This is a genomic window from Humiphilus diazotrophicus (assembly GCF_059726315.1).
The window spans coordinates 4,687,520-4,714,332 of sequence record NZ_AP040870.1 but is presented as its reverse complement, the minus strand read 5'-3'; the positions used below and the strand labels follow the sequence as shown (position 1 = coordinate 4,714,332).

24 protein-coding genes are annotated in these 26,813 nt (G+C 51.8%); 11 read left to right on the top strand and 13 right to left on the bottom strand.

Translation table 11 applies throughout. The features are described 5' to 3' along the window. The first annotated feature begins 125 nt into the window (after positions 1-125). From AC6I7T_RS19825 to AC6I7T_RS19810, 4 genes are all read left to right on the top strand, one after another. Positions 126-1,181 carry a HEAT repeat domain-containing protein gene (locus tag AC6I7T_RS19825; protein WP_497789269.1) on the top strand — a complete coding sequence of 352 codons (1,056 nt, stop codon included), beginning with the start codon at positions 126-128 and terminating at the stop codon, positions 1,179-1,181. Between the two features lie 37 nt (positions 1,182-1,218). Next, a complete protein-coding gene (locus tag AC6I7T_RS19820; protein ID WP_497789268.1) occupies positions 1,219-2,631 on the top strand; it encodes an L-serine ammonia-lyase in 1,413 nt (470 codons plus the stop codon). Further along, positions 2,625-3,362 carry a CPBP family glutamic-type intramembrane protease gene (locus AC6I7T_RS19815; RefSeq protein WP_497789267.1) on the top strand — a complete coding sequence of 246 codons (738 nt, stop codon included), beginning with the start codon at positions 2,625-2,627 and terminating at the stop codon, positions 3,360-3,362. Before AC6I7T_RS19820 ends, AC6I7T_RS19815 begins: the two co-directional genes overlap by 7 nt. 445 nt (positions 3,363-3,807) lie before the next feature. Then, positions 3,808-4,539 carry a 16S rRNA (uracil(1498)-N(3))-methyltransferase gene (locus AC6I7T_RS19810; RefSeq protein ID WP_497789266.1) on the top strand — a complete coding sequence of 244 codons (732 nt, stop codon included), beginning with the start codon at positions 3,808-3,810 and terminating at the stop codon, positions 4,537-4,539. Positions 4,540-4,795: 256 nt separating this feature from the next. On the opposite strand, the gene AC6I7T_RS19805 is transcribed toward AC6I7T_RS19810, so the two are convergent. From AC6I7T_RS19805 to AC6I7T_RS19780, 6 genes are all read right to left on the bottom strand, one after another. Then, positions 4,796-5,773 carry a hypothetical protein gene (locus AC6I7T_RS19805; RefSeq protein ID WP_497789264.1) on the bottom strand — a complete coding sequence of 326 codons (978 nt, stop codon included), beginning with the start codon at positions 5,771-5,773 and terminating at the stop codon, positions 4,796-4,798. 363 nt (positions 5,774-6,136) lie between these two features. Continuing rightward, a complete protein-coding gene (gene dnaJ, locus AC6I7T_RS19800) occupies positions 6,137-7,276 on the bottom strand; it encodes a molecular chaperone DnaJ (RefSeq protein ID WP_497789263.1) in 1,140 nt (379 codons plus the stop codon). Further along, positions 7,273-7,923 carry a nucleotide exchange factor GrpE gene (gene grpE, locus AC6I7T_RS19795; protein ID WP_497789261.1) on the bottom strand — a complete coding sequence of 217 codons (651 nt, stop codon included), beginning with the start codon at positions 7,921-7,923 and terminating at the stop codon, positions 7,273-7,275. The genes dnaJ and grpE overlap by 4 nt, the downstream gene beginning before the upstream one ends. Positions 7,924-8,003: 80 nt before the next feature. After that, positions 8,004-9,071 (bottom strand): heat-inducible transcriptional repressor HrcA, encoded by a 1,068-nt coding sequence (gene hrcA / locus AC6I7T_RS19790; RefSeq protein WP_497789259.1) that lies wholly within the window; start codon positions 9,069-9,071, stop codon positions 8,004-8,006. Positions 9,072-9,275: 204 nt separating this feature from the next. Continuing rightward, positions 9,276-10,106: an Mrp/NBP35 family ATP-binding protein gene (locus tag AC6I7T_RS19785; protein ID WP_497789258.1), complete on the bottom strand. Its 831-nt coding sequence runs from the start codon at positions 10,104-10,106 to the stop codon at positions 9,276-9,278. A gap of 47 nt (positions 10,107-10,153) precedes the next feature. Continuing rightward, a complete protein-coding gene (locus AC6I7T_RS19780; protein ID WP_497789257.1) occupies positions 10,154-10,702 on the bottom strand; it encodes an acyl-CoA thioesterase in 549 nt (182 codons plus the stop codon). Between the two features lie 179 nt (positions 10,703-10,881). Here AC6I7T_RS19780 and AC6I7T_RS19775 point away from each other — a divergent pair, with 179 nt between their 5' ends. The 4 genes from AC6I7T_RS19775 (at position 10,882) to AC6I7T_RS19760 (ending at position 15,115) form a co-directional block, all read left to right on the top strand. Next, entirely contained in the window at positions 10,882-11,193 is a 312-nt protein-coding gene (locus AC6I7T_RS19775) for a tetratricopeptide repeat protein (RefSeq protein ID WP_497789255.1), read from the top strand. A gap of 2 nt (positions 11,194-11,195) precedes the next feature. Further along, positions 11,196-11,855: an LON peptidase substrate-binding domain-containing protein gene (locus AC6I7T_RS19770; RefSeq protein ID WP_497789254.1), complete on the top strand. Its 660-nt coding sequence runs from the start codon at positions 11,196-11,198 to the stop codon at positions 11,853-11,855. A gap of 178 nt (positions 11,856-12,033) precedes the next feature. Beyond that, the gene (locus tag AC6I7T_RS19765) at positions 12,034-13,551 is read left to right on the top strand and encodes a magnesium chelatase ATPase subunit I (protein WP_497789253.1); all 1,518 of its coding nucleotides are present in this window, start codon (positions 12,034-12,036) and stop codon (positions 13,549-13,551) included. 322 nt (positions 13,552-13,873) lie between these two features. Next, complete coding sequence (locus AC6I7T_RS19760; protein WP_497789252.1) at positions 13,874-15,115, top strand: vWA domain-containing protein; 1,242 nt, start codon at positions 13,874-13,876, stop codon at positions 15,113-15,115. Between the two features lie 316 nt (positions 15,116-15,431). Here the strand turns inward: AC6I7T_RS19760 and AC6I7T_RS19755 are convergent, their stop codons facing one another. From AC6I7T_RS19755 to AC6I7T_RS19740, 4 genes are all read right to left on the bottom strand, one after another. Further along, complete coding sequence (locus AC6I7T_RS19755; protein WP_497789250.1) at positions 15,432-16,313, bottom strand: TIGR03435 family protein; 882 nt, start codon at positions 16,311-16,313, stop codon at positions 15,432-15,434. A 281-nt stretch (positions 16,314-16,594) separates the two neighbouring features. Then, positions 16,595-17,116 (bottom strand): hypothetical protein, encoded by a 522-nt coding sequence (locus AC6I7T_RS19750; protein ID WP_497789249.1) that lies wholly within the window; start codon positions 17,114-17,116, stop codon positions 16,595-16,597. 80 nt (positions 17,117-17,196) lie between these two features. Further along, entirely contained in the window at positions 17,197-18,660 is a 1,464-nt protein-coding gene (locus AC6I7T_RS19745; protein WP_497789247.1) for a sigma-54-dependent transcriptional regulator, read from the bottom strand. A 48-nt stretch (positions 18,661-18,708) separates the two neighbouring features. Next, on the bottom strand, positions 18,709-19,554 hold the full coding sequence (locus tag AC6I7T_RS19740) for a sensor histidine kinase (RefSeq protein ID WP_497789246.1): 846 nt from the start codon (positions 19,552-19,554) through the stop codon (positions 18,709-18,711). Positions 19,555-20,131: 577 nt separating this feature from the next. Between AC6I7T_RS19740 and rph the strand changes: the two genes are divergently transcribed. Continuing rightward, positions 20,132-20,881 carry a ribonuclease PH gene (gene rph / locus AC6I7T_RS19735; RefSeq protein ID WP_497789245.1) on the top strand — a complete coding sequence of 250 codons (750 nt, stop codon included), beginning with the start codon at positions 20,132-20,134 and terminating at the stop codon, positions 20,879-20,881. A gap of 192 nt (positions 20,882-21,073) precedes the next feature. Here the strand turns inward: rph and AC6I7T_RS19730 are convergent, their stop codons facing one another. Beyond that, positions 21,074-22,102: a ketose-bisphosphate aldolase gene (locus AC6I7T_RS19730; RefSeq protein WP_497789243.1), complete on the bottom strand. Its 1,029-nt coding sequence runs from the start codon at positions 22,100-22,102 to the stop codon at positions 21,074-21,076. A 161-nt stretch (positions 22,103-22,263) separates the two neighbouring features. Between AC6I7T_RS19730 and AC6I7T_RS19725 the strand changes: the two genes are divergently transcribed. Both AC6I7T_RS19725 and AC6I7T_RS19720 read left to right on the top strand, forming a co-directional pair. Next, positions 22,264-23,262, top strand: coding sequence for a tagatose 1,6-diphosphate aldolase (locus AC6I7T_RS19725; protein WP_497789242.1), 999 nt, complete (start codon positions 22,264-22,266; stop codon positions 23,260-23,262). A 108-nt stretch (positions 23,263-23,370) separates the two neighbouring features. Next, the gene (locus AC6I7T_RS19720; RefSeq protein ID WP_497789240.1) at positions 23,371-24,639 is read left to right on the top strand and encodes a POTRA domain-containing protein; all 1,269 of its coding nucleotides are present in this window, start codon (positions 23,371-23,373) and stop codon (positions 24,637-24,639) included. Between the two features lie 47 nt (positions 24,640-24,686). Here the strand turns inward: AC6I7T_RS19720 and AC6I7T_RS19715 are convergent, their stop codons facing one another. Together AC6I7T_RS19715 and guaA are read right to left on the bottom strand one after the other, a co-directional pair. Further along, positions 24,687-25,154, bottom strand: a complete 468-nt coding sequence (locus AC6I7T_RS19715; protein ID WP_497789239.1) for a GNAT family N-acetyltransferase — start codon at positions 25,152-25,154, stop codon at positions 24,687-24,689. A gap of 98 nt (positions 25,155-25,252) precedes the next feature. Next, positions 25,253-26,800 (bottom strand): glutamine-hydrolyzing GMP synthase, encoded by a 1,548-nt coding sequence (guaA, locus tag AC6I7T_RS19710; RefSeq protein ID WP_497789237.1) that lies wholly within the window; start codon positions 26,798-26,800, stop codon positions 25,253-25,255. Between the last annotated feature and the right edge of the window lie 13 nt (positions 26,801-26,813).

Sequence of the window (26,813 nt, the reverse complement as noted above, 5' to 3'; positions counted from 1 at the left end):
AGGAAAGTTACGTCTGAATCCAGCACACATCCCAAAACTCAAGAAAGTGCATCCATCTGCTTGGATTTGCAGTATGTTTTCACTTCTACGTGAAGAAGATTCTGATAAGCACGCGAGGTAAAGCGATGAAATTTTCTTGCCGGGCCATTCTGCTAACGGCCCTTGGCTTTCTCTACTCGCTTCCCAGTACATTTGCTCTTTCACTGCAACCTACTCCAGAACATGACAGCTCGACTGTTCACGTTTCAGATCAGCAGGATCAGGTGAACCCGAAGGAGGCAAAGGCACAGCAACAGGGATCTGCTACGGAAACAGGAGAAGAGGCTGACGAACCGGTTACACCTGTACCGGAGAATGCCAAAAATAATCCCAATACAGCTATTAATCTCGCATGGGAGATGTTGACTACAGCTATCTCCAGTGCCAAGACGCAGACACGTGTCGACGGACTGAATGCTATCAGCACTCTTCCCAATACCCCCAGGACACGGCTCTTGATCAGCAAAGCAATCGCAGATCCGGAACGAGACGTTCGCGTGGCAGCCGTTATTGCAATGGGAAACTTACGTGATCGATCTTTTATCCCGCAATTGCGGCAACTGCTGGATGACCGGGCTCCAGAGGTAAGCTTTGCCTCTGCCGTTGCCTTATGGAAGATGAATGACCACACCGGAGAAAACACTTTAGCCAGCATCCTGGTGGGAGAGCAAAAGGCTTCCTCCGGACTTCTTTCGTCTGGCTTGCATCAAGCCAATAAGGACCTGCATAATCCTTCGACACTCGCCATAATCGGTGCTGAACAGGGAGCTTATGCAATGCTAGGCCCCTTCGGAATCGGAGTTGATGCGTATCGGCTCTTACGCAGGGGGAATTCCGGCAACTCGGCCAGAGTGCTGGCTGCGAATCTTCTTTCCAGCACGCCGACACCGCAAATCCAGAAAGAATTTATCGCCGCGCTCCACGACAAGGATTATTTCGTACGTGGAGCAAGTGCACGGGCTCTAGGAAGCTTTCATGGGAAGGAGGTTACAGACGCACTCCTGGAAGTCTTCGGAGATCAAAAAACGGCAGTACGTTTTCTTGCTGCCGCAGCCTATATTCGAGCAAGTAACCCAAACGGCAGTTCACAGAAGCAAAGCTCCACGAACCGCATTCGCAAGACACCTGTAAAGTCTCACTGAGCCCTTGAATGCGCTGCCGGGATAGAATCAGGTTGTCGTGACCACTAGCATTTTCGACCTTTACAAAATCGGCATTGGCCCTTCCAGTTCTCACACTGTAGGTCCAATGAGAGCAGCTTGTACTTTTGCCAATGACCTCGCCACTCACCAGATTCTCTCCCGGACAGCGAATGTCACGGTAGATCTTTATGGCTCACTCGCACTCACCGGGAAAGGCCACGGAACGGATCGCGCAGTGCTCCTTGGGCTCTGCGGAGATGAACCGGCTAAGATCGATCCAGCAACAATCGAATCCAGGCTGAACACCATTCGCACATCCAGAGAGCTGCCTTTAGCAAAACAGAGAACCATTTCGTTTCTCGAAACCTCGCATTTGCTGTTTCACACAGACCAGATGACGCCACCGGAAGCACAGACACAACACCCGAATGGTCTGCGCTTTACCGCAACGGATGCCTCCGGAAAAATCCTGGAGCAGCAAACATGGTTCTCTATCGGAGGTGGCTTTGTTGTCCGCGACGGAGAAACCGAGAGGAATGCCTCACGTTCTACTACAGCTCCTCTGCCGTATCCATTCTCCAGTGCAGCAGAACTTCTCGAACAGGGAGCACGTCATCAGCTGAAGATCTGGCAGATGATGCTTGCCAATGAAATTGCTCTCCGCAATACTCCCGGCGCGGAACAAGAGGTGCGCGATGGCGTCCTCCATATCTGGAAGGTCATGCAACAGTGCGTTGAGCGGGGGATGCGTACCGAAGGTATTCTCCCCGGAGGACTGAACGTACGTAGAAGAGCGGCACACCTTGCACAGAGACTTCGAGACAAAGCATCAGAGGGAAAAGGCTCCGGAGATCCACTCGCCCCGCTGGATTGGGTAAGCGTCTATGCCATGGCGGTAAACGAAGAGAATGCCGCCGGAGGGCGTGTAGTCACAGCACCGACGAATGGTGCGGCAGGAATCATTCCTGCGGTTGCTCACTACTATCGTGATTTCCTGCCGGACTCCGATGAGGAAGGAATTCTACGTTTCTTTCTCACCTCGGCGGCTATCGGCATTCTTTACAAAGAGAATGCATCGATCAGCGGAGCAGAGGTGGGATGCCAGGGTGAGGTCGGCGTTGCCTGCTCCATGGCAGCCGGAGGTTTAGCTGCAGCAATGGATGGCACAAACGGACAGGTAGAACATGCCGCAGAGATCGGCATGGAACATAACCTGGGAATGACCTGCGATCCAATCGGCGGCCTTGTACAGATCCCTTGTATCGAACGCAATGCTATGGGAGCCGTAAAAGCCGTACATGCCTGCCGCATGGCAATGAACGAATCGGAGGCCCACAAGGTTTCTCTCGACCAAGTCATACGAACCATGTACCTGACTGGCATGGATATGCAGTCCCGTTATAAGGAAACCTCTCTCGCAGGACTCGCTTTGAACGTAATTGAATGCTAGATCTCACACAAAGTAGTGAATCGACAGAAGGCCGTCGTCGTATTGCCCCGTTATGGCACACGGCCCTTGTCATCTTGATCCTCCTTTCCATCTCAACTATCTCTGCCCGTAGTGCTCGACATAGTTCCTTCGGACACAATCATCTGACCAGCTACTTGCTTACCCTCGGGATGGAGTGGCTGATGGTGCTCTTTGTTTTCTGGGGAATACGTCTTAAGGGAATCTCTCTTCGTCAGTTGCTTGGAAAAACTCGTCCGGGCATCAACGAATGGCTGGAAGATTGCGGTATCGCTCTGGCCTTCTGGTTCTTCTCATCTCTCGTCCTTGGAATCCTGGCTATCTTTCTTCGAATCGCACATGCGGGATCTCCGCAGAAAACGGTCCTGGCACTCGCACCGAGGACGGCTTCCGAAGTTATTTTGTGGATCGTCCTAAGCATCACTGCCGGCATCTGCGAAGAATTGATCTTCCGAGGATATCTTCAGCAGCAGTTCGTCACTCTTACGAAGCGGGTCTGGGTCGGAATCTTGATCTCGGCGATTCTTTTCGGCTTCTCTCATGGATATGAGGGACTCAGCGGAGTAATACTCATCACCGTGTATGGAGCGATGTTCAGCGTTCTGGCGTTCAAGCGTGGAGCACTGCGCACCTGCATGATGGCACATGCCTTTCACGATGCTATCGCGGGAATTGCATTGGCACTTTTACGCTCGTTACATCAGCTTTCATGATCGGGTATCGAGCTTTTTTGAGGGACGAATTTCGCGTCACGAATCCAGAACAAAAAATTTTCAGACAGAATTACTATTTTTTTCTTGACACGTATTTAGCATGACTCTATACATTCGATAACTGCAACACTGGTGTTGCAGGTTCGATGTACAAATCGAACAGGGAGAATAGAAACCATGGCAACTAAGAAAGCCGCAAAAAAGGCACCCGCGAAGAAGGCTGTAAAGAAGACCACGAAGAAAAAGTAGCGGAATAAGGCAAAGCAGTAAAACAGGCAACACCTCGGGGGACGCTGAAAGCGTCCCCCGAAGTGTTTTACAACCAAATCCACTTTTCCCTCGTCCGGTTTGCCGAAAGAATGTCGTCCACCCGCATTGCCCCAAAATCATTTACTGCAGATACTCTTGAACAGAGCGAATATTTACTCGAAGGAAATGACAGGTCATGACACGACGTCGATGGATTGCCGACCGCTGGGACGAAGCGACAGCACAAATTGAAGGAGCCCAAGCCGAACATCTTGCGAGGGTACTTCGCGCAGAACCTGGACGGGAGTATGACGTGGTCGCCGGAGGTCACGTATGGCATTCCGTTATTGCCAGCGTATCGCCTGAGGTCGTTCGTTTTAACCTCATCGCAGAGATAGAAGCAGAACCCGCATTGCCCGTTTCTATCGTTCTCTCGGTTTTTAAGTTTGACAGGATGGAATGGGTTATTGAGAAAGCAACAGAGTTGGGAGTGGCACGGATTCTTCCCGCCATCGCTCGCCGCACGGAAAAACATCTGGCACTAAGTGCGGAAAAGAGAGTGGAACGTTGGCGTCGTGTAGCCCATGAAGCGGCGAAGCAGTCGCGTCGATCCGATATTCCCGTCATCGAAGATGTCGCCCCCCTCAAAAACATCCTGATGAACGAAACAGTGACCGTAAAGCTGGTACTCGCCGAACAGGAACGAACCACAACCCTGCGTCATGCCATCGCGGAACAATTGAGCAAAGCTGTTGACGATGCTCCGGAGTTTTCTTTTGCCGTCGGACCGGAGGGTGGATGGACATCGGAAGAAGAAGCTCTCTTCGATTCTTTCGGCTGGCAAGCAGTCTCTCTCGGACCTCGCATCCTACGCGCAGAAACTGCCGCCATCGCTGCGCTCTCAATTCTTGCGTCACACCTGGAATAACTGAATTCTTCAAAAGAATGGTGTCCAGGTCCCGGTTCGAGCATTTCCCGCATAAGTATATGCAGCCGACAACAACGAAGTGCAGCCTTCCAAAACAAAAGGCTGACCAAACTTCCGCTTGTCACTCCATAGCTTTGGGGGAAATGCTCCAGGACCAAAGACCGTTCTCAGAAAATACCGTTCAGACACAAAGAACAAACTCCTTCGCAGTTTTTTGTGACTCCGAAGCAGTACTTCCGGAGAAATAATCTTTCAGTTAACTCCGACAGCAATCTTTGAGCACACGAAAGAGGCGTGGAGCATCCGACACTGCGTCTTCCAGCTTTGTCATCCATTCTTCAGCTGGAGCAGCTCCCACTATCGCCTTCACCGCAGCTTCTGCATGAAAAGATTCCTCGCGAATCAATTCCAGCAGATACTCCATTGCTTTTTCCTGTCTTGTAAGAGCAATGGCGGTAAGCAGAACTCCGCAGAACCATCGATCCGAGGTTTCGCTAAAACACTTTCTTAACTTTTCATATCCCTCAAGAGATAGAGTTGCGCTAATTGCCAGGGCAGCTTCAGCACCTGCTTCATCCGGAGCAAGGAAGCCTGCCACGAAATCGATCGAAGATAGACCTTCGATACTTAGCACCCCGGAAAAGCAGACTCCCATTACCTCCGGTGTATCACCGCCCAGCACGACCCTCAGGCGCAAGAGAAGAGCCGCCGCAGGAGAAGAGATTCTCTCCATAGCGCGGAAGATGGCAATTCGAACAGGAGCATCTGCCTCTCCACGATTCTCCAATAAGGCATCGATCAGCAGACTCAGAATCTTTTCATCGGAGAGTTCTACACGGGCTGGTAAAGCAAGTGCACAGTTTGCTCGAAGAGTAATAGCAGTATCGGATTGTCCTCCCCAAACAGGCTCCATCTGATGAAAGCGGAGACCACGTAGAAACAATTCGTGGCTTCCAAGATCCAGCGTTGCCAGACATTGACTCAATGCATTCTTTGCCCAGCACTGAGGATCGGTCTTGACGGGGTCACGGAAGAAGCGTTCATAGGCTGTAGTGAGCTCAGGAGCAAGAGCCGTGAGATGAAGCTCGCGAACCAACTCTGCAGCTTTGGAGACGACGTAATTGTTCCTATTCCCTAATGCTGTGCGGAATTGTTTGAGCTGAATCTCTGGAGTGGCATCCCGCAGTTCCTGCAACATCGCTACTTGCGCTTCAACGTCACGTGTTCCGGACATTCGTCTCCTCGATAGAGCATTTTTCGCACAAATGTAAACCGAAGCGCAAAGGCAGTGGCAATATTTCATTGAACCGGATTCCGGCAAATCCGCTATTGACTCGTTCGGGGACAAGAAGACGGCTCTTCACCATCGCCGGCAAGTCTACACCCAGGCGAAAAGCTCTATGGACGATTTCTTAACTGTAAAGTTTTGGCTGCATAGATCCGGTTCTATAGAGAAAGAATGCAGAACCCATCTCTGTAACGCACCCCGTTATCCAGGATCGTCTCTCCTTCATGCGTTTCTGATCACAGGGTTAGGCGCAAAGAAAAAGGTACGGGAAAGAAACTCTTCCCCGTACCCTTCTTGATTTGAATGCGCTTAGCTAAAAAGTTCTTTCACCTTCCCGAGCAAAGAAGGCGCATTAGGATTTGTCTCGATCGTTAAGGACTCGCCAAGCTGGCGGATCAACTCGCGCTGAATCTTGGTCAGCTTCTTGGGAGTTTGAACCATGACACGGACTACAAGATCACCACGTCCATGTTCATTCAGATAAGGCACCCCCTTACCACGAATGACAAACTCTTTCCCGCTCTGCGTACCTTCTGGAACCTTGAGCTTGGTCTCGCCTTCCAGCGTGGGAATCTCCAGTTCGGCACCCAAGGCCGCCTGTGGGAAAGAAACTGGTACTACGCAATGCAGATCGTTCCCGTCACGCTCGAAGAACTCGTGGGACTTTACGGTCAGGACAATGTATAGATCGCCCTTAGGGCCGCCAAAACGACCGGCATCACCTTCTCCGCCGTAACGAATACGAGTTCCGTCTTCCACACCTGCGGGAATTTTCACCTCGATCGTCCGCTCACGGGCGACACGAGTATCTCCCTTACAGGTGGAACAGGGATCGCCGATAATCGATCCGGTTCCGCCGCAGGAGTTACAGGTACGCGCAATGGTGAAGAAACCCTGCTGGTAACGCACTTGACCACGGCCCTGACACTGAGGGCAGGTCTTCGGTCCGTGACCACTTGCTGTTCCGGTACCGTGGCAATCGCCGCAGGTTTCCATACGGCGAATCGTTACCTGTGTCTGCTTACCGAATACCGCCTCTTCGAATTCGAGAGTCAGATCGAAACGAAGATCCTCTCCGGCGCGGGCACGAGTGGCACGACGGCTGCCGCCGCCACCCATGTTGAACATTTCGCCGAAAAGGTCGCCAAAGATATCGCTGATATCCTGAGCGCCAGCAAAGGGATTCCCATCGAAGCCGCCACCGCCGTTCAGCCCGGCATGGCCATAGCGGTCATAGGCTGCACGCTTCTGCGGATCGGAGAGAACCTGATAGGCCTCGCTGGCCTCCTTGAACTTCTCTTCGGCTTCCGGGTTGTCCGGATTTCGATCCGGATGGTACTGCATGGCGAGTTTGCGGTATGCCGATTTCAGATCTTGATCGCTGGCATCCTTGGACACGCCGAGAACCTGATAATAGTCGGCTTTGCTCACGTTGGCTCTGGTACTCATGCTTCCTTCTGGTTTGGATTCGACGCCACTCGTACCAAGGCCGGACGTAACAGGCGCTCCTTGATGCGGTATCCACGACGGATCTCGTCAATTACTTGATGATCGGGAACATCCTCACGCTCCACGCTTTCGATGGCTTCGTGAATTCGTGGATCGAATTGGGTGCCCACAGTCTCAATCGCCTGAATGCTCAAAGAGCGCAGAGCTTCTTCCATCTGCTTTACGATCAGCTCCACACCAACACGAAGCTGATCCGCAGAACCGGTGGACTTGAGCGCAAGTTCGAAGTTGTCCAGCACCGGCAGAAACTGCTCAACAACATTGCCGGTTGCATAATCGCGAAACTCCGAACGTTCCCGTTGTTCCCTTTTCCGGGCATTTTCAAACTCGGCCTGCAAGCGAGCGACCCGATCAAAGAGTTGGTCTCTCTCGGCCTTCAGCCGGTCATATTCCTCTGCTGGAACCGTAGCACCCGCAGAAGTCTCAACCACCGCGTCAGGAGCAGCAGTAATACCTGATCCGTCTACACCGGTAGCCACTGCCTCCGCAGGATCGGAAGCGGGGTCGGTGTTTTGTTGGGCCTCGATCTTCTCGTCAGTCACGTTCGCGGTCATCTCCGCCAATTCTTCTTCTGTTCTAGTACTCATATTCTCTTCGCCTGAACTATTTGGCTCTCCAGACACGTTTCTCCTCTGGCCGAACCGACGTCGCAATTTATCTAGACGCACTATTGAGGAACCTGCAGAATTCTCTCAGACAATTGAGCGATAAAGGAAACGGCGCTAATTGTCTCTTGATACTGGATGCGTGTTGGGGCTAAAACGGCAACTGTCCCTAGACTATCAATGCCCAATCGGGTTGGAGCTCCGAAGAGCACAAGCTCGCTCATCTCCGGAATTGCCTCTCCCAAACCCACCACGACGCGTACAGACTGTTGCCGCGCATCCACATAAGCATTCAATAACTCTATCAATCTTTGTTTCGTTTCCAGTGCCGCTAACATCTGGCGCAACCGGTCGCGGTCGAGCTCGGAAGCCAACAGATTCGCAACACCCTCTACAAAGATGGTTTGCGCACTCATCTCGGCTACCATGAGCCCTTTGCTCCACAACTCCTGCATAGACCGCATCAAGAAGTCGTACTCGCCCCGCTCGATTTCAAGGCGTTGCTGAACCTCCTGACGGATACGCTCTATCGACCAGCCATGAAAATTCTCATTGAGGTACCGCGCCGCCGTTTCCAGATCTGTATGCGTTAAATCATGATCCAGCCAAAGGACCCGATCCAAAACCACTCCGGACTTGGTAACTACAACAGCCAGAACACGTCCCGGCGACAGACGGGAAAAGTGAATATGTTCCAGTGCATGCATCTCGCCCCCCGAAGCTAAGGCCAGACCTACCCCACTGGAAACAAGCGCCAAAACATGGGAAGTTCTCTCTAGAAACTGTTGGCTGCTGCTTACCCCTGCAAAACTGTCTTCGATTTGCTCCTGCTGTGCCTGAGTCAAAATGGAAACCGCCTGGCGCCCCTGAGACGACAATTGTTCCACATAAAAGCGGAAGGCCTTGGCAGTTGGGATGCGTCCTGCCGAGGTATGCGGCTGATCGAGCAAGCCCGCCTCACCCAGACTACTCATGACATTACGGATGGTCGCAGAGCTCAGGCCCTCTTTATTTCTGAATTGACGGGCAATTGCTTGCGATGCCACCGGCTCGCCAGTAGCGATGTAGGTCTCCAGAATGGCGGTAAGAACAAGGCGCTCTCTGGGGCTGATACGCAGGTCCTGGGACATCGGAACTCCTCCCTACCCCTTGTTTAAGAGACGAATGTACTAAATAGGGCAGGGTTGTCCTCTTTAATTTTAGGGGAGATGAAAAATGGGTGTCAAGAATTGGGCCAAATGCCCCAATTCCGGGCGTCCCGAATCCGGTCTACCTTCAGTTGCGTAGGGCATCTGCTTGCTGTTCCAACAGATGCCCCACCGAGCAATGGCCTTTTAGCTGATTTCGAGGATATTTTCGGACTTCGAAGACTGTTCCTGTGCACGCTCAACCAGTTTCTTTGCAGCTGCATAGAAAGCAGCAGCCTGCTCGGAATCGGGTCCCGCCAAGGCAACGGGAAGGCCTGAATCTCCGCCCTTCCTGATCTCAGGAACCAGTTCAACCGACCCCAGGAACGGAACATTGAACTGCTGGGCGGTTCGCTCGGCCCCACCTCTCGAAAAAATATCGATCTCATGATGGCAGTGCGGACAGGTGAAGTGGCTCATGTTTTCCACAATGCCCAAGACCTCGACATTCACCTGATGAAACATCTCCAGGGCTTTCCGTGCATCCTGAAGCGAAACATCGCTGGGAGTCGAAACAACGACCGAACCCGTCAGCGGAACAGTCTGTACCAGCGAAATTACGACATCGCCAGTTCCCGGCGGCAAATCGACGAGCAGGAAATCAAGCTCGCCCCATTCCACCTGCTGCAAAAACTGCCGAATAATCTGATGAAGCATTGGTCCACGCATCACCATCGGCTTATCGCCCGGAGAAAGAAAACCGATTGAAATCAGCTTTACGCCATGAGCGGTAATGGGCTCAATCTGGTTCCCCGGCAACACACGAGGTTGCTGGTTTGTCCCCATCATGAGCGGAATATTCGGGCCGTAGACATCGGCATCGATTAGACCGACTTTATAGCCCATCTTGGCCAAAGCAATGGAAAGATTCACCGCAAGAGTGGTCTTACCGACCCCGCCCTTACCCGAACCGACGGCAATAATATTCGCAACACCCGGCAATGCCTGGGGAGTGGGCTGAGCATGCATGTGTCCCATAACTAAAACTCCTTATCGATTAGAAGCCGGCGGAACCGGCTAGAGAATTATTTCGATTGGCTGGCTCGAACTCCACCCACTGCTGCCGCGTCTTTTCCTTCACGCTTCCGTGTTGATTCCTTGAGCCGATATTCGCGACGGCGACCGGCATCTTCAAAGCGGCGTATCTCATCAGTGGTTTCCGGCGCAAGCTGAGGAATCGGAACACGCCTTCCCTGCGGATCGATGGCAACGAATGTTAGATAAGCTGATGCAACATGACGATGCATCGGCGAAGCTACCGCGTTTTCAACCCATACCTTCACGCCAACTTCCATGGAAGTATTGAAAGCCCTATTCATTGACGACTTAAGAATCAAAAGATCACCTACATGAACCGGGGCAATGAAGTCGATATGCTCCATCGAAGCAGTCACGACATGGGTACGCGAGTGCCGGTAGGCAGCCATAGCTCCCACCAGGTCAATAAAATGCATAAGCCTGCCGCCCAGCAGATTTCCCAGAGTATTGGTGTCGTTGGGAAGAATAAGCTCGGTCATCTCCGATTGGGAGTCTGATACCTTCTTTGCTGGAACATCCATGCCGGCGTTGCTCATAGGCGGCGCGTCCTCTCTCTCTTCTGTTCAGCCTGCCCGCTTTCCCTGGAGGCGATACAATCGCACTCGGGAATGGATACAGACCCACTGTTCAGTTTCAGCAATCGGACGGATTTAAGCAAATCTTGGCCTGAAAGGATTTATACCGGGCCAAACCGGAATGGGAAAGAATACAAGCTATGGACAAGATTCCCCTACTCAAAGAGATCCTACAGCAGAACCCGAACGACAGCTTTGCTCGCTATGGATTAGCGATGGAATACGTGAGCCAGGGCGAAATCGAGACAGCGCTGAAGGAATTCGAACAATTATTGGCCCTGAATCCCGACTACACGCCGGCGTACTTCATGGCTGCACAGACTTTGGCCGGTAATAACCGTGAGGAAGAGGCAAAGGAACGTCTTCGGACCGGTATTGCTAGCGCAATCCGTACGGGGAACAGCCATGCACAAAGCGAAATGCAGGCCATGCTGGACGACCTGGAAATATGAAGATGGCTGGAATTCATTCTGCCGAATCCCCTGATGAGAAGATTAAGCACGCTATGAATTTGCCGTTGTTTCCATTGGACGTTGTGCTCTTCCCCGGAGCACCGCTTCCTCTTCATATCTTTGAAGAAAGATACAAAGAGCTCATTAACGAATGCCTGAATCAGAAGACCGCTTTTGGAGTTGTCCGTACCCAGCTGGAAGGCTTAGCGGTCATAGGCTGCACAGCACGTATTCTTCGGGTTCTCGAGCGCTATTCCGACGGTCGAATCGACATCCTCTGCGAAGGGGTTGAACGCTTTGAGATCAAATCTCTGGATACAGCCTCCCGCTCCTTTCTTCAGGCGGAGACGATCCCGGTTGTCGATGACGGCCCAATTGCGCCCCGAGCTGATCGAGAACAATGCACCGCCATGCACTACGAGGTGCTGGAACTCGCAGGACTGGATATGCAGGCCTTAACGCTGGATCTGGATCAACCTATCTCTTTTCAACTTGCATGGACGCTGCCAGCAGAGCTGGGTTTCAAACAAGAGCTACTTGCCTTGAGGTCAGACCAGACACGCACAGAACGACTTAAGGACTATTACAACCTCATTCTTCCCAAATTAAGGACCAGTGCCGGAGCTGTACGCAGAGAAAATCAAAACAACCACATCATGTAACAAAGCCTGCATCTTTCCTTCATAGGAAGAACCCAAGACGTATCTTTTTGCAGAAGCAGGCTTGCATCGGCGCAAAATAGCTGCACAATAGCTTGATACGGATGAGCGTATTGCTCGCGGCGCTCATCTACATCTAGATCAGTGTTCTTCATTCCCGTTCTTCGGATTCGAGGAGAAGATGCCAGAAGCGAACAGCCTTCCCCAAACCCTCGGCCAACTGCGTACGAATAGCAAATACTCGGCACAGAGGCTAGCGCGCAGCGTGAAACAAGAAATGCGCGAAAACCTGATCGCACGGCTAAGATGCCCGGATCCGATCTTTCCCGGCATCATCGGCTACGAGGATACAGTCGTTCCTCAAATCATCAACGCAATCCTCTCACGACAAAACTTCATCCTTCTGGGCCTGCGCGGACAAGCAAAGAGTCGTATTCTGCGCGCTCTAACCTCCTTGCTGGATGAACAACTGCCTTACATTGCAGGCTGCGAAATTCGCGACAACCCTTATGCTCCGCTATGCCGCCAATGCCGGGACCTGATTCAGGCAGAAAAGAACTCGACGCCAATTGCCTGGCTCGGCCGCGAAGATCGTTATATCGAGAAGCTGGCGACGCCCGATGTCACTGTCGCTGATTTAGTTGGAGATCTGGACCCGATCAAAGCAGCCCGCGCCGGCGAGAACCTCTCCAGCGAATTGACCATGCATTATGGATTGCTGCCGAGAGCGAATCGCGGCATCTTTGCAGTCAATGAGCTGCCCGATCTGGCAGGCAAGATTCAGGTTGCTCTCTTCAACATCATGCAGGAAGGCGATGTCCAGATTAAGGGATATCCCGTACGACTTCCTCTGGATGTGGCCCTCGTCTTCAGTGCGAATCCCGAAGACTACACCGCACGAGGCAAGATTGTTACTCCGCTGAAGGACCGCATCGGTTCGGAGATCCGCACCCATTATCCGGAGAGCCTTGAAGAGGGCATGTCCATTACAGCGCAAGAAGCGTGGATTGAACGTGATTCTCTTCCTGTAGAGGTCCCTTATTACTTACGCCAAATCGTCGAGCAGATTGCCTTCACAGCTCGTGAAGATAAAAAGATCGACAAACGCTCCGGCGTAAGTCAGCGCCTCCCGATTTCCACTATGGAGTTGGTAGTATCAAACGCTGAACGGCGTGCGCTGATCCATCGGGAGTCTCTTGCCGTACCCCGAATTAGCGACCTATATTCAGCACTTCCAGGCATCACCGGAAAAGTTGAACTTGAGTATGAGGGAGAACTTCGTGGAGCCGATGCTGTGGTCCGCGAAATCGTAGTCGCTGCTACAGCTAAGATCTACGATCAGTATTTCGCAGATATCAATACCCAGCAGATCGAACAATGGTTCAACTTAGGTGGCACAATTCGTATCGATGATAACCAACCATCGGCGGCCATACTCGAAGAGCTGAAACAGATTCAAGGATTATTCGAGAAGCTCAATCCTCTGAAGATGAAAACTACAAACTCTCCGGAGCGGGCCGTTGCGGCAGCTGAATTTCTTCTCGAAGGTATGTACGCGCATAAGAAACTTAGCCGTAGCGAAGAGCGTGGTTATTCGGCACAGGAAAAACCGGCACGCTCTAAAGAAAAACAAGTCGAAGAGACCCACGAATACGAAGAATGGCAGCAGCGCCGTTTCCGTCGCGGCGGGCTGAACTAACACGCAAGGTGAATATTGCAATATCGGTAGCCGGAGGGATTGACTCTACAACGGATGTGCGGGTGCTCCATCTTCACGAGCGAAGCAGTTAAGGTGAAAAAACATAAGTTCTACTATCGATAACCGGAAAAACGAAACACTAAATATCGGCCGGTTTCCGATATCGAAGCCTTCGCTCCTCCCATCTTGCTGGCGGTGTTTCACGCCGCCACAAAGATGGAGCACTCATAGATCCTCTCTACCGCAGGCTATCGACACGACAAAAACCAAGGGATGCATCTATTACCCGAGGATCTCTTCTCCCGGAAGGTTGGAGCCACTTATGAAACGCATTCGCTATACGAAGTACACAGGCGATGCCGCCTCCGAAATGAGCATGGAAGATCTTCTTCAAGCTCTGTCCGACTATCTTCTGGACTCCGGCTTCCGTTCTCCCTTCTCTCGCTTTCAGGAACTCAGGGGCGAGCAAACTTTGGAAAGCCTTCGGGAAGCATTGCGGCAGGCCCTCGAATCGGGCGATTTCTTCGACCAGGAACTGCAAGATCGCATCGATCAAATGATCTCCGGCGATCAGGTTGAACAATTGATCGATCAACTTATCGAACGCTTGGAACAGGAGAATTACATCTCTCTCGACAGACCGGCTGACCCGTCTCAGATGGCTTCAGGACCAGGGCAGACAGGAACAGCGCAAACCGAAGTACGTTTTGAAGTTACAGATAAGAGTCTGGACTTTTTAGGTTTCAAGACCCTGCGAGACTTATTGGGATCTTTGGGGAAATCAAGTTTTGGACGTCATGACACGCGTCACTGGGCAACCGGGATCGAATCCAGCGGAGCCTCCCGTCCCTACGAATTCGGAGATACTCTCAACCTGGATACAACCACCACACTTAGCTCGGCGATTGCACGTGAAGGCATTTCCCTGCCTCTGAACATGGAGTACAGAGACCTGCATGTTCATCAGAGCGAATATCAGAGTTCCTGTGCGACAGTAGTTTTACTGGACTGCTCTCACTCCATGATTCTCTATGGAGAAGACCGCTTCACACCTGCGAAACGGGTAGCAATGGCCTTATCTCACCTGATTCGTACGCAGTATCCTGGCGATTCTCTTTCTCTTGTTCTTTTTCATGACTCTGCGGAAGAGATGCCGGTTTCTCAATTGGCACGCGTACGTGTCGGGCCGTATTACACCAACACGCGAGAGGGCCTCCGCGTGGCGCAGCGAATTCTGGCAAGACAGCGCAAAGACATGAAGCAGATCGTCATGATCACCGATGGCAAGCCTTCCGCACTTACTCTTCCGGATGGGAGGATTTACAAGAATGCCTTCGGCATCGATCCTCTGGTGCTATCGGAAACACTGGAAGAAGTTTCCCGCTGCAAGCGCGCCAATATCATGATCAATACCTTCATGCTGGCCTCCGACTACAGCCTGGTACAGTTCGTTCAGAAAGTCGCTTCAATGTGCAGAGGGAAAGCTTACTTCACCACCCCAGACACTCTGGGAGAGTATCTGCTGATGGACTACATGCAGCGAAGGATGAAGACGATCCACTAAAAACCAGCTGTAGCAAAACCAGCGTAGATGTATCCCGAGCCACAATTCCTTATGCAGGTTTTCCGTTGAGAAAACCTGCACCACACCGTATTCGGACAGAACACAATAACGCTGGTTTTGCTCTAAGGTCCGGGCGGTTGATAAAGCGGGCAGCCAAAGCCCTGTCAGATAGGAATCGGTCAGCGAGAAACCGTGTCACTTCGCTCTAGAGCCTCTTGCGCCCAGATGTAACACGAAGCACAAAGCGTTGGCCACTTTCCGCTAAAGGAAACTGCATTCCCCATCCTGGGCGAGTATATACGTGCGCGAAAATGCCTTAGTTGGGAGTAGGTGGCTCCACTTTGTCGATTACCAGTATTCTCTGAGCTGTTTTGGTTGGTTTGATTTCCAGGCCAAGATCTGCAAGTGATGACTCAAGAGTTTGCCCGGCAAAATCGACATTTTCTATCGATGCGGCACCTCCGGCTTTCTCGATCTGGCCTCCACTCCGTTTCGGAAGTTGCATGGTAAAGGTATAGTCGCCGGTTAAGCCCGTTTTGTCTTCAACCGGGCGGTCTAGATATTCGGCGATAACTCTGGTAATCAGCGACATAGGCACAGCATGCCCAATCATTTTCCCATCTGCTGTCGATGAAATCGATCCCGGACCAGCAGTGAGATCCCCGATAGTGTAATCCTTATAATCGTCAGCAGTAGGCTGCTTTAGCTTTGAGCCCTTAGCTGAAACAACTAACGTATAAGAGGGAAGCGTCCGCATTTCTTCATGAAATTCCAGATGAAAACGCTCCTTTAGCATTGGCTGCAGTGCAAGATATATCTTTCTCGGAGCTGTTTTGGTCATCACCATGCCAGGCTCATCCAGTGTGGCGTGAATGCTATATGTTGCGGATTCAGCCCATTTGGGCAGGCCTTTCACCTGATAATCATGGTCGAGATTGTATGCAGAAGCGATTAGCTGACGTAATAGGACCCGTTCCGCACTAAAATGACTCCCCATAAATCCATAGCTAGGACCGCCGGACGAATTATCTGGACGAATAGATACTGCTTCCAATCCGGGAACCAATTCAGTCGTATGCGTTCCCGGGGATTGAGCTCCAGAGACTGTTTGTTGAGATTTACTTACTGAGGGAGAGAAATATAGGAACAACGCCATCCCAACAGATAACGTTGTCATTCGTGCAATTGACGAGCGCAATGCTGCCTCCTGAACTCGGATGTAACCATAACATAACGAGTACAACAGGTGCTCTAATCTCTAAATGGCAGATATGGGAAGGGGCAAAGCCACCGGGTGGCCAAAAGTTATTTGACGGCCTGAACCTTCGTGCTCTCGCTCTCCAGAGAATGGGAAAGTTCCTCTGAAGAGCAAGCACCAATCCTGTTGGTTTCCTTGAGAAGGTTGGAAGTTCTGACCGAATTCCAGCCGACGGTTCTTAGCTGACCGTTTTCGCTGTTCCGGCTTTTAAGCTGCTTAGCTTAGTTCGCCTGAATTCCTTCGGCCAACTGTTGACGGAGGCTGCCGGCCAGCTCAACAACCAGCTTCAACTTGTCGGCAATTTGAGGAGCAACTTTGGACTCAGCTAAAGCAAGCTGTGACTGAAGCAGCAAACCTGCAACTGTCGACTTCAGTTCGTTCTCTATGGTTACGGTCGCCGCACGACGAGCCAATCTCTGTTCCAGCTCTCGACGGCTGATTGCGGCCTTGATCTCTCTTACTAAACGGGCAGCACCGGCCAGGGCAAAATTCACCTGCAGAGGAATTGCCAGACCTGATTGCTTCCAGATCAGCTCAGCTCCTGCGGGGTCGCATTCTGCCAAAGTATCGTCCACAACAACCACTGAATACTCTTTACGGCGAAGAACAGCAATTGCGGCTTTACGATTTTCAGCCACTTCAACCGCTAGTCCCAGTTGTTTGGTCATCGCGTTTGCGCAATTCTCAGCGCCTTCGATTCCGGTAATCATCAAAACATTTCCGCTCATAATCTTCTTTCCCATTCCTCTCACAGGATCGTTTTGGCATAGGTCAGGCGTTGAAACCTGACGCGGGTTTCTTTGGAGAACGAAAGCAGTTAAATTTAGTCCGCTATGGAGTCGCTGATACCGTATTCCTTCAGCTTCCGATAGAGGGTGGTCTTTCCGATACCAAGCAGGCGGGCAGCCAACAACTTGTCACCATTCAACTGACGGATTGTTGATAGAATTGCCTGCTTTTCCAACTCGGCCAACGGGGTGATGGCAGGTCCTGCAACCTCAGACTCAGAGGAAGCAGCATTTTCTTCCGACTGAGCCCGACGGCTCTGGATGCGGTATTCCTGCAACTGCGTTGGCATATCGCCAAGATGCAGGATTGGACCTGAGGAGAGAGCACATGCGCGCTCAATTGAGTTCTCAAGCTCGCGCACATTACCTGGCCAGTCATACTCCATCATGGTACGCAGAGCATTGTCGCTAAGCGTGTACTTCACGCCATGATCCTTCGACATGCGTTCCAGGAAGTGAGAAGCCAGTAGAGGAATATCCTGCTTGCGATCACGGAGAGAAGGAATGCGCAGGTTGACCACGTTCAAGCGATAGAAGAGGTCTTTGCGGAAGGTTCCTTTCTCAACCATGGAGGCAAGATCGCGATTGGTTGCCGCCAGGATACGAACATTGATAGGAATACGATGATTTGCGCCGACCGGACGGATTTCCTTCTCCTGCAGAGCACGCAACAGTTTTGCCTGCAGATCGAGTGGTAACTCTCCGATCTCATCGAGGAATACCGTGCCACCCTCGGCTGAGGCCAACAGGCCATCCTTCGAACGATTCGCTCCGGTAAAGGCACCCTTGACGTGTCCGAAGAGCTCACTCTCAATTAGTGTCGGAACGAGAGAGCCGCAGTCGACTGGAATAAATGGCTTCTGTGCATTTGGACCATTGGCGTGAATCGAGCGGGCGACCAGCTCTTTTCCTGTTCCGCTCTCGCCCAGGATCAAGACTGGGTGTGTGCTCTGCGCAACCTTGGACAGGATGCGATAGAGCTTTTCCATCTCCGGACTGCGTCCGACCAAGTTACCAAGGCCCTGGTTCATGCGAAGTCTCTCGCGCAGCTTGCGGCTGTTTGAGTCTAATGTACGCCGCTCGCGTGTGCGATCCAAAACGGCCATCAACTCATCCATAGCGAAGGGCTTGGAGAGATAATCGGTCGCTCCGCCACGCATTGTTTCAACTGCTGAGGTTACGGAGGCCGAAGCTGTCATCACGATGACCGCCGTATCCGGATGCATGGTCTTAACTTCTTCAACAAGCTCCAACCCTTGGGGCAGTGGAGCCTTCAAATCAACGAGCAGAACGTCGATGCTATTGCCGCGCAGGTAAGTACGTGCTGCAGCTAATTTATCTACACTCTCTACTGCGAAGCCTAAACTTGCGGCGATATCACAGCAGGCCGAGCGTACGGCAGCATCCTCGTCTACGACTAGAAGATGCATGCGCCCGGCGGTTTCAACCGGTTGGGGGAATGTATGCATGCCGAAATCTGTTGGGACAGTTGCGAGCATTTTACGCGCCTTCCTTTCTGTGAGTGGTGAGAATTTTTCTGGTGTTCTTCACTGCGCAACTGTCGGCAGTTCTAGGAAGAATCTTGTTCCTTGGCCAATGGAGCTTTCCACGTTCACCGTTCCTCCAGCGTCTTCAACTAGGCTGCGAACGATAGCCAGGCCCAAACCTCTGTGAGGATTAAGCCACTGGTCGCCCCCCTGCCGCAATTCAACTTTGGTTGTATATCCTGACTCAAAAATTGTATTCAGGTCTGCTTCGGGAATCCCCTCTCCCGTATCGGTTACTGTAAGTAGCACACTATAAGGGAGAACTGTTGTTGCTGTGTCAGAGAACGACGAAACTGCTTCCAACGAAATCTGAATATTTCCTCCGGCTGGCATCGCTTCACATGCGTTCTTGACCAGATTCACCAGAATCCTCGTAAGGTCTTCAGAAGCTAGAGCCACCGGAACATGACAGTCATTCGAAAATATCTCCAATGCAGTCGATGCCCCGGCCAAAGCCGTCAGCAGACTCCGATTCGAGTCCAGCTCAGCAGCCAGGTCTTGAATAGCATCGGGAGCGAGAATCGAGCTGCCTCTCGACAAATTTACTTCGCTGGGTATGCCAAATTCCTGAGCACGAAGTCCGGTGAGCTTTTCCACCAGCTTCCTGCCGGAGGCGGCGACCATCCGGAGCTCCTCGACATAATGGCGGTGAGTCGGTTGTAATACACCGGGCTCATCCAGAAGCTCGCAGTAGAGCCCCAAGGCGGTCAGCATGTTGCAAGCATCGTGAGCGATGCCAGCCAAATCGTCGGCTCCGACTCGCAAAGTCGGGAGCATCTCGGGCTTCCGCAGATCAGTAGCAAACATTAACGCTTCCTTGCTTGCTCTTTCCTGAATTGGCTCCATTCTTCCTCCGGGAAAGGTTGCTTCCCATTCGTAGTAACTGTCCCTCTCTGATACACGTTTCGTGCCAAACCGGAACGAAGGACGTAAGTAGCAGATAACAATAGACATGTAAAATTAGAGCCGTTTCACAATCGGCCAGTGAGAGCTAAACATTCGTTCCATTTCGGAACTCCGAAGCAACCTTTTTAAACTTAAATGGCTGAAAATAAAGCCAATGCTGCCGATTGTCATTCCAGAACATTCCCGGAAATGGCTTCCCGATTCAGGAATTCCTGAGATGGCTCGCCCTCAGGGGCAGACAACTCCAAAGTTACTAGTGATTTGCGAAAACCATAACGGTGGAAAACCGGACGGAAACAGGACATCTCCGACAACCTGCGATGTCGCCCGGACATGCGTCAATTCAGGACAAAAAGGCGTGTCCCCTTCGACGTGAAACGAAGGTAAAGATATAAACAGCTTTTCCACAGAACCGTTGAGGCTGTGGATTTTTCTCTGTGTCCAATATCCGCTATTGGGAAGAGTTTGCGACTCCGGTATCGAACCCGATGGGTTTACAGGTTCTAGAATGAAACCCATGTCAGAAAGTTCTTCCGCTGCTTTTTTCCGCGCTGGTGGCCGTTCGCCACGCCAGCTACGTCCTCTACGATTGACTCCGCATTTCGTACAGACGGCAGAAGGTTCCGTCCTGATCGAGTTGGGAGCGACGCGCGTACTCTGTAACGCCACCGTAGAGCCGGGAGTGCCCAGTTGGCTTCGTAACAGCAATCGAGGATGGGTTACAGCCGAATACGGAATGCTTCCCCGGGCCACGCTGACCCGCACTCCACGCGAAAGTGAGCGCGGAAAGGTCAGTGGCCGTACCCACGAAATTCAGCGGTTAATCGGTCGTTCCCTGCGTGCAGTTGTCGACCTGGCAGCCCTTGGAGAGCGCACGATCATTCTGGATTGCGATGTTCTACAGGCCGATGGCGGAACCCGCACTGCTGCTATTACAGGCGCCTGTGCTGCTCTGGCACTAGCACTCAATGCCTTGGTGAAAGCTGGAACGCTACAGAAATCTCCTCTGCGGCAGCTGGTAGCCGCTACAAGTGTGGGAATTATTGAAAATACAGTTCTCCTGGACCTGGCTTACGAAGAAGACTCCCAGGCGGAAGTCGATATGAATGTCGTCATGACAGAGGATGGCGGGCTGGTAGAAATACAAGCTACCGCCGAGCGTCAGGCCTTCCCTCGCTCGCGGATGCTGGAGATGATGGACTATGCCGAATCCGGTATAGCGGAACTCTTCAAGGCACAACGGGCGATTTTAGCCGGAGCCCTGTAGACACATCTCCATACAGCAAAAAGGGGGCAGACCGGATTACGGTGCCCCTCACTGTAGTTAATGACCTTCCAGGACCCAATAAATCTCTTTAGCTATTTCTGTGGCATTTCCTTAGGAGAAAACGCCACAGAAATAGTGCAAGAGATTCAGGCCATAGAGAAGCCGTGGCCTACTCCCTTTTCGTAAAAAGGACTACTTCGCCGCGAGTTCTGAAGCGTACTGCTTAGCAATTTCGCTAATCGCAACCGGTTTGTAATCACCCGCATGACCAGCCTGACCGAACTCTCTCATGCGCTGAGCAACAACCTTCTGCATAGCTTCGCGAGCCGGCTTCATGTAGTCGCGAGGATCGAACTTCTCAGGAGTCTCGACAAAGACCTTGCGGATTGCGCCAGTGATGGCCAGACGATTGTCTGTATCCACATTGATCTTGCGAACGCCATTCTTAATTCCGAGCTGGATCTCTTCAACCGGAACACCCCAGGTCGGCTTCAGCTTTCCGCCGTACTGGTTGACGATGTCCTGAAGATCCTTCGGAACGCTCGAAGATCCGTGCATGACCAAGTGAGTCTTGGGCAATAGCTTATGGATCTTGATGAGCAGGTCCATCTTCAGAACGGAGCCATCGGGCTTCTTGCTGAACTTGTAAGCACCGTGGCTGGTTCCAATGGCAAGAGCCAGAGCATCGACACCCGTGCGCTCGGCAAACTCGACTGCCTGATCAGGATCGGTAACGTGCTCCAAACCAGATCCGCCAGCACCGTGGCCGTCTTCAATTCCGCCCAGAACGCCGATTTCACCTTCTACCGATACACCCTTCTCGTGAGCCAGTTCCACCACGCGACGGGTTACTTCCACGTTCTCGTCAAAGGTCGAAGGAGTTTTGCCATCGGGCTTCAGCGATCCGTCCATCATGACGCTGGTAAAGCCCAATTCAACTGCGGACTTGCATGTCTCAAAGCTGTTGCCATGATCCAAGTGCATGACCAACGGAATTTCAGGATAGAGCTCAGCAGCTGCGAGCATCAGATGATAAAGATACTGGTCCTGGGAATATGCACGAGCACCGCGGCTGGCCTGGATCACAACGGGCGACTTGGTCTCGCGAGCCGCCTCCATGATGGCCTGAATCTGTTCCATATTGTTGACGTTGAATGCGCCAACACCATAGCCGCCCTTGGACGCTTCGTCCAATACCTGACGTAGGGATACGAGGGGCATGTAACCGTCTCCTTCACAATGTGAGAGATATTTTGTCTGCCTCCAAGCTAGGTCTCGCAGCGTGAAAAAGATGTGTTCGCCGACACATATCTGAACGCATGCCTTATACTCAGCTTCGACGACAACTAAATTGTGACGCAAATCACACCAGGAGCGCAATCATGTCGAAGCTGACCGCCGGGAAACTTGCTGGGCTACGGGCTGTCTCTAATTCACGCGGGGTAATTGCAGCCGCAGCAATGGATCAGCGTGGTTCCCTGAAGAAATATATTGCAAAAGAAAAGGGTGTGGCAGACCTCCCCGACTCTGCTCTCGTGGAATTTAAGGAGCTTGTCTCAGAGGTGCTCACCCAACATGCTTCTGCCATTCTGCTTGATCCCGAATTCGGTTTACCTGCGGCCAAGAAGCGCAACGGCAAGGGACTACTGCTCGCCTACGAAAAAACGGGCTATGATGCAGCCACTCCTGGCAGACTTCCCGACTTGCTCGATTTGTGGTCTGTTCGCCGCTTAAAGGAAGCCGGTGCAGATGCCATCAAAATCCTGCTCTATTACGCTCCGGACGAGAAGTCGCACGTGAACGATCACAAGCACGCATGGGTTGAACGTATTGGCGATGAATGCCTCGCCCACGACATTCCCTTCTTCCTTGAGCTGGTGGGCTATGACGCTCAAGGCGGAGACGAGAAGAGTCTCGCTTATGCCCTGAAGAAGCCGATGGTCGTCTCTGGTTCGATGTCTGAATTTGGCAAAGAACGATACAACGTTGACGTGCTGAAGGTCGAAGTCCCGATCCAGATGGAATTTGTTCAGGACACCAAGGCATTTAAAGGAGAAGCAGCCTACAGCCGTGCAGAAGCTCTCCAGCATTTCCGCGATGCCGCTTCCGTCACACACAAGCCATTCATTTATCTTTCGGCGGGCGTGAGCAATCCGGTATTCATTGAAACCCTCGAATTAGCTGCGGAAAGTGGCACAACCTTCAACGGTGTGCTCTGCGGGCGTGCGACCTGGAAAGATGGCATCACCATCTATGCAAAGCAAGGGGCGAAGGCTTTCGAAAACTGGCTGAGAACTACAGGCGTAGAGAACATTGAAAACGTCAACGAGGCTCTTAAAGCTGCTCATCCCTGGCATCCCAAACTCGAACTCGTTGCCTAGTTCTTCTAACAAGGCAGTCAGGAGGCACTACGGAAATCTCCTAGTGCCTCCTCCAGAGTCTTCATAATTTCTTCGACGAAATAATCATCTCTGCTATCTTTCAGAGGAATGAGACTTCACTCCTTTGCTCTTATTTGCCTTGTACTTGTCAGTTCTGCCTATGCTCAACAATTCACGGCGAAGAACATCGTCTTCACGGGATATGAGCAAGCCACGAAAGCCGACTTATTAGCAGCAAGTGGTCTCAAAGAGGGATCTGCTCTCACGCAACAGCAGGTTCAATCAGCCGCGCAGCAATTGAGCGACACAGGAATGTTTTCCTCCGTCTCTTTTGAATTCAAGAATCAGACGCTCAATATTGGACTCAGCCCGGCAGAAGGGTTTCTGCCGGTACATTACCAAAACTTTCCCTGGTGGGATGAAAAGACACTGAACGAACAGGTCCATGCTCGCGTGCCGCTTTTTCATGGCCAGCTTCCACCTGTAAGCAAAGTGAAGGACCAAGTCTCCGCTGCCCTGACTTCGATCCTTGCCGAAGAAAAGCACATCGATGCCAATATCCACGGATTGCTAGTAAACGATCCGAGTAATAAGCCCATTGCTATGGGCTTCAGTATCGAATTGCCCAAAGTGGCTTTGAGCAACGTCGCTGTCCAGGGAGTCAGTTCTCAGGAATCAGCAACGGTCGAAGCACTGACGCACTCTTTCATCGGTGAACGATATTTCGAAGGACAGACTGCCAAAGAAGTGGAAGCAGCTCTTCGCACACACTATCGCAATCAGGGTTTTCTGGATGCCACTGTTACCACCGAGACTTCACGGGAAGCTAGCTTCGAAAACGGGGAAGTACATGTCCCAATTCGCATAACAGTTATCGAAGGCTCCCAATATCAAATCGGTTCTTTAAAGTTGGCAGGCGGAGTCTTAATGTCGCAGGATGACTTCCTGAAATACGCCCGTTTGCATCCGGGAGATGTCGCCAACGAAGAAAAGCTAAAGCAGACCATCGCAATTGCAGGCAGACCTTATCAAATTCAGGGATATCTGCGGGCAAAAGTATCCGCTGTTCCAACCAGGCATCCGGAACAACACACTGTCGATTATGTGATCAACGTAATTCCCGGCGATGTCTATCACTTCGGAACAGTGAAATTCGAAAACCTGAACGAGGCCCAGCACGCCGAAGTACTGAAGGCGTGGAAGCTGGCTCCCGGAGCAGCCTATGATGCCAGCTACCCGGTTCTGTTTCTTAAGAAGAATGCAGCAATGCTTCACACTCTGGACGGATACTCAGCAAACTACACGCAACGAGTCAATGAAGAAACCCATATCGTAGATCTGATCCTGAGCTTTCGAAAGGGCGGACCACTGAGCTAGGGACAGGGCCTAGACTTCGTAGCCGCCGCGAAATGCTTTTTCGCTTCTCAGTGGATGGGCGTTACAGGAAGAAGCATTTCATACAAATCGATACCTGGCGCATGTCCATCGGAGACAATCTTGCGGGTTTGAAAACCAAAGCGAGTGAAGAACCCGGCACTATGCTGACTTGTATTAAGGAGCACTCCCAATATTTCGGGGAAGGCTCTGATCTGAGATAGCCGAGCTTCCATCAAACGCCTTCCGAGCCCGAAAAGATGCCGTCGGGCATCGATCATTCCCCAGCAAAGCACTGCGTAGTTAGGTTCAGTCCGATGTTTTGCCCAGCCCCCGCAGCCGATGACAGTGTCATCCTCAAGCATCACGAGATATGGACCGGGGAGTGCATCCAGGAAGGAATCGAATTCCGGACGTTCTTCCGCTGCAAAGAATTTAGGGACATTGCTATCAAATACAGCGAGGCAGGACTCACGATCGCTGGATACATAATCGCGAAACGATATCTTCTCTATCAATTCCGACTCACGCTATCTTCCAACGCACAACAGATTATCAAAATCACGATGCAACCACTGATTGAGTTGTATTCGTATCTCAATCAGTGGCTATTGAATTACTCCCACTCAATCGTGCCCGGTGGTTTGGAGGTGATATCGTAAACGACTCGATTAATCCCCCGCACCTCGTTAACGATTCGGCTGGAGATCCGCTTCAAAACATCGTACGGTAGCTCAACCCAGTCGGCGGTCATTCCGTCTTCCGAATGCACGGCACGAATTGCGCAGGTGTAGGCATAAGTTCTCTGGTCGCCCATAACACCAACGCTCTTCACAGGGAGCAACACGGCAAAGGATTGCCAAATCTTTTGATAGAGTCCGGCATTCCTGATTTCGTTTACGACAATTTCATCGGCTTCCTGCAAGAGAGCTACGCGTTCCGCCGTGATCTCGCCAAGGATGCGAACCGCCAATCCAGGACCAGGAAAAGGCTGACGCTGCAGGATATCTTCCGGCATGCCCAGTTCACGGCCGATCCTTCGAACTTCGTCCTTGAACAGGTCGCGTAGTGGTTCAATCAGCTTCAACTTCATCACATCCGGCAATCCGCCGACGTTGTGGTGACTCTTGATTGTCTGCGAGGGTCCCTTCACGGAGGACGATTCAATCACATCCGGATAGAGTGTTCCCTGCACCAGCCATTCCACTCCACCACTGATCTTGGTAATCCGCTGTGCTTCTTCGTCGAAGACCTCAATGAACTCACGTCCGATGGCCTTACGCTTCGTCTCAGGATCGCTGACTCCGGCCAGCTTCGACAGGAAGCGCGTACTCGCATCGACTGCAACTAGATTCAGCCCCAGTTTGTCGCGAAGGTTCTGCTGCACCTTGAAGAATTCGTTCTTGCGGAGAACGCCATTATCGACAAAGACACAGGTCAGCTGATCACCGATAGCCCGATGTACCAGCACCGCAGCTACCGAAGAATCCACCCCACCGGAGAGAGCGCAGATCACATGATCCTTGCCAACCTTCTCCTTGATGGACTTCACCGTCGACTGAATAAAGTGCTCCGATGTCCAATCTGCCTTGGCGCCGCAGATCTTGAAGACAAAATTGGCCAAAAGCTCAGAACCGAACTTGGTGTGGTGAACCTCGGGGTGGAACTGAACAGCCCAGATCCGGCGCTCGGGATTGGCAATTCCAGCCAGAGCATTTGAAGTCTTGGCTGTCAGAGAAAATCCTGCCGGTAACTCCAGAGCCTCGTCACCATGCGACATCCACACAGAAAAGGTCTTTGGCAGCCCTTCAAAGAGTGGCGTATCGGCAATTACATTGACGTCGGCATGCCCGTATTCACGCTTGTCCGCAGAACGCACCTTGCCGCCCAGATGATAGGTGATGAACTGCAATCCATAACAAATACCGAGAATCGGAAGTCCGATATCTAAGATCCGAGGATCGGCAGCCGGCGCATCCGAGTCGTAAACAGAGGAGGGTCCTCCAGAAAGGATGATGCCCATTGGCTTTTGTGCCTGAATCTCATCGAGAGAAGCCATACAGGGCAGCACCACAGAAAAGACGTTCTGCTCGCGAATTCGCCGCGCTATCAGCTGCGTGTATTGCGAGCCAAAATCAAGGATGACAATTGAGGATGTGTCCACAATTCAAGGATAA